This is a genomic window from Methylobacterium sp. A52T, from assembly GCF_053346095.1.
Map to the genome: position 1 here is coordinate 1 of NZ_JBKFBI010000205.1, position 7,441 is coordinate 7,441.

The window sequence follows — 7,441 nt, forward strand, 5'->3', positions numbered from 1 at the left end:
GGCCCCCGCCTCCGGAACAGGCCCTGCGCGCGCGGGCCGTCGCCCTCCGAGACCGCCGCTCCGGCGGGGCCGGCCGCGGGGGCATCGCTCCGGGCCGCGGCCTCGGCGGCGGCCTGGGCGGCGGTCTGCGCGGTGAGCACGGCGCTCTCCGCGCTCCGGGCTCTCAGGGCGTTGAGGCGGGCGACGAGGCCGCGGGCGACCCGCAGCGCCTCGACCTTCTCGGCCGTCGAGCGCGCGAGGTCGGCGTTCGAGGCCTGCTGCCGCAGGCGCGCCCGGTCGGTGAGGTCGATCAGGGTGTCGGCCCGCTGCGTCATCTCGCGGATCAGGCCGTCATTCTCCCGGGTCCGGCGGACGAAGGCGTCCATCTCGCCCCGGTAGCGGGCCAGCGCCCGCTCCACCGAGGCGGTCCGCGCGCGCTGCTCGTCGATGCGGGCGTAGCCGGCGAGCCGGCCGAGGCCGGCCTCGGCCCGTGCCGTCAGGCTGGCGAAGCGCTCGGCGTAGGCGGGCCGGTCCTGCGCGTCCGCGGCGGCGTACTGGTCGCGGACCAAGCGGGCGGTGGCGATGTCGTGGTACACGTCGGCGGCCAGGACCGCGCCGCGCCGGGCGCGCTCCTCCTGCGCCAGGAGGAGCCAGCCGGCCATGGCGATCGCGCCGGCGGCGAGGATCGGCACGCCACCGACCAGGGCGATCTTGGGTCCAACCCGCATCCGCGTCCCGACATAGGGGTCCGGCAGCAACTTAAGGCCGTGCCGGAGAGCGGTGCAATCGGGCGGCGCTCCGGCGACCGGATCACCCGGTGTCCGCGCGCAGTCTTCGGTCGATGCCGCCCGCTCCGTCATCGCGCGCGCAGCGAAGTGACCCAGGGCTGCGCGCGTCCGGCCGATGTCGCGCCGCCGGATCGCTTCGCTGCGCGCGCAGAGACGGCGTCGAAGCCATCCGCCACGGGCGGTCTCAGCGATGTCGGGATCGGGGCGGCCGCGGGTCCGGGCCGGCCAGCACCGCATCCTGCGCGTCACGCGCGCCATCGCGCGGCGCCGGCTCGCCGAACCGCTCGGCGCAGGTCGGCAGGCGCCGCGGAGCGGGATCTCCGCCGCGCAGCATGCGGCGCAGCGCGCGGAGCAGGTCGGGATCTTCGTCGGCACCGGGGTCGTCGCTGAAGTGCGGCATGGCGGTTCGCGCCCCTCACCGACGGGCGGGCGCGGCGTCGACCGCGATGAGCCGGACGCGACGGCCCGCCGAATCGCCGACCGGGCCGGCACCCGCGCAGGCGCCGGGCGGGTACGGCCAGGCCGCCCCGCCGCAGGCGGCGCCGTCACGGGCCGCCGCGGAGGCTTTCGCGCCCCCGCTGGCCTGCATCGGCACCGTGTCGGCCGCTTGGGTCCAGCCGACGAGCGCCAGGACGCAGAGCGTGCCGAATGCCGCGGCCGACGAGGAACCGATCACGTGTCGCATGGCCCGTCCTCCGGGCACCCGCGGCCCTCGGTCCTGCCACTCTGATAGGGGCGATCCGTCTCGCGAATATTGCTTCCAGCCCGATCTGGAGCGTGAATTGTTGCGTCACCCCGTCGCGACGCAACATTGAGCCGGGTCGCATCAGTCTCCCTCGGGCCGGAATATGTATCCGAGGCCCCGCACCGTGCGGATGTAGCGCGGATTGCCGGGGTCCGGCTCGACCTTCTTGCGGATGCGGTTGATCCGCACGTCGATGGCGCGGTCGAACGCGTCCGGGTCGCGGGCGTCCGCGAGGTCGAGCAGGCGCTCGCGCGAGAGCGCCCGCCGCGGATTGTCGGCGAACGCCTTCAGCAGGTCGAACTCCGAGCGGGTGAGCGCCTGCTCCAGACCGGCATCGTCGCTGAGGCGCAGGGCGTCGAGCTCCAGCCATTTCGTGCCGAACCGGATGCGGCGCCCGCTCATGGGAATCGGGGCCGGCGCGGCGGTCGGCGTCTGCACGCGGCGCAGGACCGAGCGCACGCGGGCGACCAGCTCGCGCAATTCGCAGGGCTTGGGCAAGTAATCGTCGGCCCCGAGTTCCAGCCCGACCACGCGGTCGATCGCGCTCGCCGTGGCGGTGAGCATGATGATCGGGATCGCGGTCCGGGCCTTGAGGTCGCGCACGATGGAGAGCCCGTCCTCCTCGGGCATGTTCAGGTCGAGCACGATCAGGTCCGGGCTGTGGCCGGCGAGGTGCTCCCGCAAGGAGCGCCCGCCGTCGCACAGGACCACCGAGAACCCGTGGAGCTTCAGGTAATCCCCGACCATCTCGCGGGTCGCCGCCTCGTCGTCCACCACGGCGATCGACGGGATCGCCGCACCGCCGCGGGCGGCGCCGGGGGCGGGGCTGTCTGGTATGGTCATCGCAGCGGTGCGCACTTTCCGGGTTCACTCTGGAACGAATGCAGGAATCGTATCGGCTCACGGTAGCGTGACAAGTTTTCAACACGATTTCTAGCGTACTCGTCCGATTGCGAGCAGCATTTCAGGTCATAGCCATGGACGATGACACCCTCACGCTGATCCCCGATGACCTCGACGAGGCGCAGCCGAGCGCGGGGGCCTGGGTGATCGCCGTGATCGACGACGATCCGGCCGTGCATGACGGCACGCGCTACGCGCTGGCGAGCTACACCCTCGACGGGCGTGGCCTGGAGATCCTCACAGCCCGCTCGGCCGCGGAGGCGCGGGTGCTGCTCGCCGAGCGCCGCGACGTGGCGGTGGTCCTGCTCGACGTGGTGATGGAGACCGACAATGCCGGGCTGGAGCTGGTGGACTACATCCGGCGCGAGCTCCGGCAGGAGACCGTGCGCATCATCCTGCGGACCGGCCAGCCGGGGCAGGCGCCGGAGCGGCGGATCATCGTCGACTACGACATCAACGACTACAAGGCGAAGACCGAGCTGACCGCCGACAAGCTGTTCACCAGCCTCACCGCGGCCCTGCGCGCCCATCAGCAACTCAAGCGCCTCGACGAGACCCGACGCGGGCTCGAGATCATCATCGACGCCGCGCCGATGCTCCTCGATCACAAGTCGATGCAGCGCCTGGCGGAGGGCGTCCTCACCCAGGTCGCCTCGCTGCTGAACGTCGCCTGCGCCGGCATCCTGGTCCTGCGCGAGACCGCGGCCCCGCAGGAGCGCTTCTGCGTCCTGGCCGGATCCGGCTGCTACGGCCACTACGCCGGGCGCGAGCCGTGCTGGCCGCTGGAGGAGCGGGTGCAACCCCTCGTCGAACGGGCCTTCGCCGAGCGCCGGCACAGCTTCGGCGAGCACTGGTCGACCCTGTATCTGCACACGGCGAGCGGCAGCGAGATCGTCGCGCTGATCGAGGCCGACCGCCAGCTCTCCGAGACCGACCGGTCGCTCATCGCCCTGTTCACGAGCCGGCTGTCGATCGCCTTCGACAACGTCATCCTCTACGAGCGGCTGCAGCTGACCAACGCCGACCTGGAGCGGCGGGTCGTCGAGCGGACCGCCGAGCTGATCCGGGCGAATCGCCGGCTGGACCTGCAGCGCTCGGACCTGCGGCGCGCCAACAGCCTCAAGACCGAGATCCTCGGCACGATCGCGCACGATCTGAAGAACCCGCTGGCGGTCATCCTCGGCCGCGCCGAGATGCTGTCCGACCTGATCGACATGCAGGGCGACCGGGAGCAGATGCGGGCGCAGGTGCAGCACGTGCGCACCAGCGCCAAGGGGCTGACGACCATGATCGACAGCCTCATGGCCGACGCGATGAATGACGCCCTCGACATCAGCCTGCGCCGGGAGCCGGTCGACCTCGCGGGCCTCGCCCGGGAAGTCTGCGAGGCCGACCGGCCGCTCGCCGACGCGAAGGACCAGACCCTGGTCTGCGAAGGCCCGGACGAGCTCTTCCTCTGCGGCGACGCTGAGCGCCTGCGCGAGGCCCTCGACAACCTCGTCTCGAACGCCATCAAGTATAGCCCGGTGGGCGGGGCGATCACGGTCCGGGTCAGCCGCGAGCCGGGCCCGCGCGGCGCGGAGCTGATCTGCGCCGTCGCCGACCACGGTCCCGGCCTGTCGCCGGAGGATTCGGCCCGCGTGTTCGGGCGGTTCCAGCGCCTGTCCGCCAAGCCCACCGGCGGCGAGAACTCGACGGGTCTCGGGCTCTCGATCGTCCGTCGGATCGCCGAGCTTCACGGCGGCCGCGCCACGGCGGAGAGCGCCGGTCCCGGGCTGGGGGCGGTCTTCGCGATCCGCTTCCCGGAAGAAGCCGTGGGGCTGATCTGAGGGATCGCCGGTTCAGTCCGCGCCGCCGCGCGGGACGTCGCGCAATCCGGCTGCAGGGCAGCTTGACCATGACGCCGTTCCGAGGCGGCCGATCACCGACCGCGAGGAGACGGCAGATGGCGACGCGCAGGATGACGAACACCGCGTCCGGATCCGACCGGCTCGTCGCACGGTCGATGATCGCGGGTCTCGCGCCGGCTCTGATCCAGTACGAGCACGGCTTGGCCTTGCCCGCGCGTTTCGTCTGACCGGCAGGCCGATCCCGGCTCCGAGCGCGTCGCGAAGGACGCGCGACGCCGCCGGGGAGCCGCTCAAGGCCGCGACGGGCGCGCCTCTGCGTCACCGTCCCCCGGCGACCGGGTCCGGAGGTAGGCGATGAGATCCCCCCGATCGAGGGGATCGGGAAGGCCGCGGAAGGTCATGCTCGTGCCGGGCGCCAGCTTCGCCGGGGCGGCGAGCCAGAGGTCCATCCGCTCCGGTGTCCAGACGCCGCCCAGCGCCCGGAGCGCCCCGGTATAGCCGTAGCGCCGGCTGTTGCTGGCGACCGGCTTGCCGAGCACGCCGTAGAGTTCGGGTCCGTTCCGATCGCCAGCACCCGGGCTGATCGTGTGGCAGGCGGCACACTGACCGAACAGCCGCCCGCCGCGCTCCGCGTCGGCCACCCGCATGACGGCGTCGAATGTCGGGGTCTCGCCCAGGGCGCGGCGGCGCTCCCGTCCGTCGTCCGAGCAGGCTGAGGCGAGCAGTGCCAGCGCCAGTGCCGAGACGCGCGCGGGACGACGCGGGATCCGCGGGCGCGTCCGCCTGAGACACCGGAGCATCGCGTTCCCTTTCGCGGTCGGAGGGGTCTTACCGGCACGCGCCGCCTCGGCCGGCTCAGACAACGGTGGAGATCGCGCCGGGCGGGTGCGCCAGCAGCGTCGCGAGCAGGCTGAGGCCGTACCGGAGCGTCTCGGCGTCCGGCGCCGCGCCCAGGGAGACGCGGATCGCTTCCGGAGCGTCCCCGACCGCGAAGGCGTCGCTCGGGACGACCGACACGCCGAGCTGCCGCGCGTGGGCGCCGAACTCGCCGCGACGCCAGGGATCGGGCAGCCGGAGCCACAGATGGTGCCCGCACGGATGCGCCCAGACGTCCAGGTTCCGGAGCGTCTCGCGCGCGACAGCCTGCCTGAGCTCGTTCTCCTGCCGGATCGCCGCGACGATGCCGTCGAGCTCGCCCTCGGCGATCCAATGCGAGGCGAGCGCGGCCGTGAGGGGCGAGGCCATCATGTTGATGGCGCGCAGCTCGGCCGCCAGCCGCACCGCCTCTTTCGTCCCCGGGACCGCGACGTAGGCGATGCGCAGGCCGGGACTCGCGCATTTGGACAGCGTCGCGATGTGCCACGTGATGTCGCTCGCCTGGGACGCGATGGGGGCCGGCGCGTTGCGGGGCAAGGCGCCGTACGCGTCGTCCTCGATGATGGCGACGCCGTGCGTGCGGGCGATCTCGGCGATCCGCCGGCGCCGGATTGCCGGCAGCGTCGCCGTGGTCGGGTTGTCGAGGGTCGGCACGAGGTACAGGGCCCGCGGCCGATCGGATCGGCAGCGCTCGAGCAGGGCGTCCGGGTCGAGACCCTCCGCGTCACCGGCCACAGGCAGGAGGCGAACGCCGCGGCGCTCCGCGGCCATGCGCAGCCCGGGATAGGTGAGCGCCGGGACGCACAGGGCGTCGCCCGGCTTCAGGACGGCGGCGAGCACGGCGGCGAGCACGACCTGGGCACCGCCGGCCACGAGGACGCGCTGCATCGGGAGCGCCCCGAGCCGTTGACCGAGCCAGTGCGCCGCCGCCGCCCGGTCGGCGAGGTTCCCGGCACTGTCCTGGTACTGCATCCGGGCCAGGAAGGCAGACGAACCGGCCAACCGCGACAGACCCGCCTCCAGGCGCTCCGCAAGCCGCGCCGCCTCGGGCTGAGGTGGCATGTTCATGCTGAAATCGACGCTGCCGGACGGATCCGGCCTGCGCATCTCCGCGGCCGGCGATCGGGACGCCCGGACGAAGCTGCCCCGCCCCGCGGTCGCGTCGATCAGCCCCGTTCGGCGCGCCTCGTTGAAGGCGCGCGTGACCGTCGTGAGATCGACGTTGAGGTGCTTCGCCAGGGCGCGCTGCGGCGGCAGGCGCGCTCCCGGCGAGAGCCGGCCGGCCCGGATGTCCTCGGCCAACGCCCGGACGATGGCGAGGTACTTGGGCCCCGTTTCGCCGGCGATTGTCGGGCTCCAGGATTCCATCATTGACCCCTGTAATCCCACCACTGTATGCATACATTGACCGTGCGGCCGGGGCACGAAGAAATTACTTCCGGTCGTGATCCGCCGCAAAGCCGTCGGATCGCTCAGTCTCAACCGCGATTGTATGGCTTGATATGCCATACAATCGGCAGGCACAAGGCCGGTCGCTCAGGGATCGGTGCCGGCCTGTTGCTCAGGACCGTCGATGATGCAGAGGACCACCGACCAATCGCTCATGTCCGTCGGCCTGCGCTGCCGCTGCCCGCGCTGCGGAGAAGGACGCCTGTTCGACGGCTTCATCACCCTGCGGCCGCGCTGCGAGGCGTGCGGGCTGGACTACGGCTTCGCCGATCCGGCGGACGGGCCCGCCTTCTTCATCATGATGACGATGGCGTTCCCCGTCACCGCTTTCGGGATCTGGCTGGAACTCACCTACGATCCGCCGCTCTGGGTCCACGCCGTGGTGACGCTGCCGCTGCTCCTCCTCGCGTGCGTGCCGATCATCCGGCCGCTGAAGGGGCTCTTCATCGCCAGCCAGTACATCAACAAGGCCGAGGAGGGACGCCTCGCGGTCCCGAAGGCGCCGGTCTCCGGTCCGGCGTCGCGGGACTGAGCGCGTCGCCGGTGCGCGGGCGGGGCCGCCTGATCATGTTCGAGACCGTCACCGGGCAGGTGACCCTGCGCCTGATCTGACCGGCCGGGCTCGCGCACCGCCTTGGGCACGCGACACCATCCGGGCTAGAGCCGCTCCCGGTCGGGTTGGGACGCAGGCGATGGGCGAGCCCGTGCCGAACGAGGCGCGGGCCCCCTCTCCCGTGCGGGAGAGGGACAGGGTGAGGGATGAGAACAGTCCGGAAGAGTCGCGACCTGTACGCGCATCGGCGGCCTGTTCAGTCCTGATCCTTCGCGTCCCTCACCCCAACCCTCTCCCG

At 72.3% G+C, this 7,441-nt stretch carries 8 protein-coding genes and 1 pseudogene; 3 read left to right on the plus strand and 6 right to left on the minus strand.

Annotated elements, in window-relative coordinates:
- The 4 genes and pseudogenes from ACLBYE_RS28605 to ACLBYE_RS28620 form a co-directional block, all read right to left on the minus strand.
- Positions 1-707 (minus strand): annotated as a pseudogene (locus ACLBYE_RS28605) (HAMP domain-containing histidine kinase); the annotation flags it as partial.
- Between the two features lie 244 nt (positions 708-951).
- On the minus strand, positions 952-1,167 hold the full coding sequence (locus ACLBYE_RS28610; RefSeq protein ID WP_447696749.1) for a hypothetical protein: 216 nt from the start codon (positions 1,165-1,167) through the stop codon (positions 952-954).
- Between the two features lie 15 nt (positions 1,168-1,182).
- Complete coding sequence (locus tag ACLBYE_RS28615; RefSeq protein ID WP_447696750.1) at positions 1,183-1,452, minus strand: hypothetical protein; 270 nt, start codon at positions 1,450-1,452, stop codon at positions 1,183-1,185.
- Between the two features lie 141 nt (positions 1,453-1,593).
- Entirely contained in the window at positions 1,594-2,355 is a 762-nt protein-coding gene (locus ACLBYE_RS28620; RefSeq protein ID WP_447696751.1) for a response regulator, read from the minus strand.
- A gap of 134 nt (positions 2,356-2,489) precedes the next feature.
- Between ACLBYE_RS28620 and ACLBYE_RS28625 the strand changes: the two genes are divergently transcribed.
- Both ACLBYE_RS28625 and ACLBYE_RS28630 read left to right on the plus strand, forming a co-directional pair.
- On the plus strand, positions 2,490-4,244 hold the full coding sequence (locus ACLBYE_RS28625; RefSeq protein ID WP_447696752.1) for a DUF3369 domain-containing protein: 1,755 nt from the start codon (positions 2,490-2,492) through the stop codon (positions 4,242-4,244).
- 116 nt (positions 4,245-4,360) lie between these two features.
- Positions 4,361-4,492: a hypothetical protein gene (locus ACLBYE_RS28630; RefSeq protein ID WP_447696753.1), complete on the plus strand. Its 132-nt coding sequence runs from the start codon at positions 4,361-4,363 to the stop codon at positions 4,490-4,492.
- Positions 4,493-4,555: 63 nt separating this feature from the next.
- On the opposite strand, the gene ACLBYE_RS28635 is transcribed toward ACLBYE_RS28630, so the two are convergent.
- Together ACLBYE_RS28635 and ACLBYE_RS28640 are read right to left on the minus strand one after the other, a co-directional pair.
- On the minus strand, positions 4,556-5,065 hold the full coding sequence (locus ACLBYE_RS28635) for a c-type cytochrome (protein ID WP_447696754.1): 510 nt from the start codon (positions 5,063-5,065) through the stop codon (positions 4,556-4,558).
- Positions 5,066-5,120: 55 nt separating this feature from the next.
- Complete coding sequence (locus tag ACLBYE_RS28640) at positions 5,121-6,512, minus strand: aminotransferase-like domain-containing protein (protein ID WP_447696755.1); 1,392 nt, start codon at positions 6,510-6,512, stop codon at positions 5,121-5,123.
- A 205-nt stretch (positions 6,513-6,717) separates the two neighbouring features.
- On the opposite strand from ACLBYE_RS28640, the gene ACLBYE_RS28645 reads away from it, so the two are divergent.
- Positions 6,718-7,122 carry a DUF983 domain-containing protein gene (locus ACLBYE_RS28645; protein ID WP_447696756.1) on the plus strand — a complete coding sequence of 135 codons (405 nt, stop codon included), beginning with the start codon at positions 6,718-6,720 and terminating at the stop codon, positions 7,120-7,122.
- The last annotated feature ends 319 nt before the right edge of the window (positions 7,123-7,441 follow it).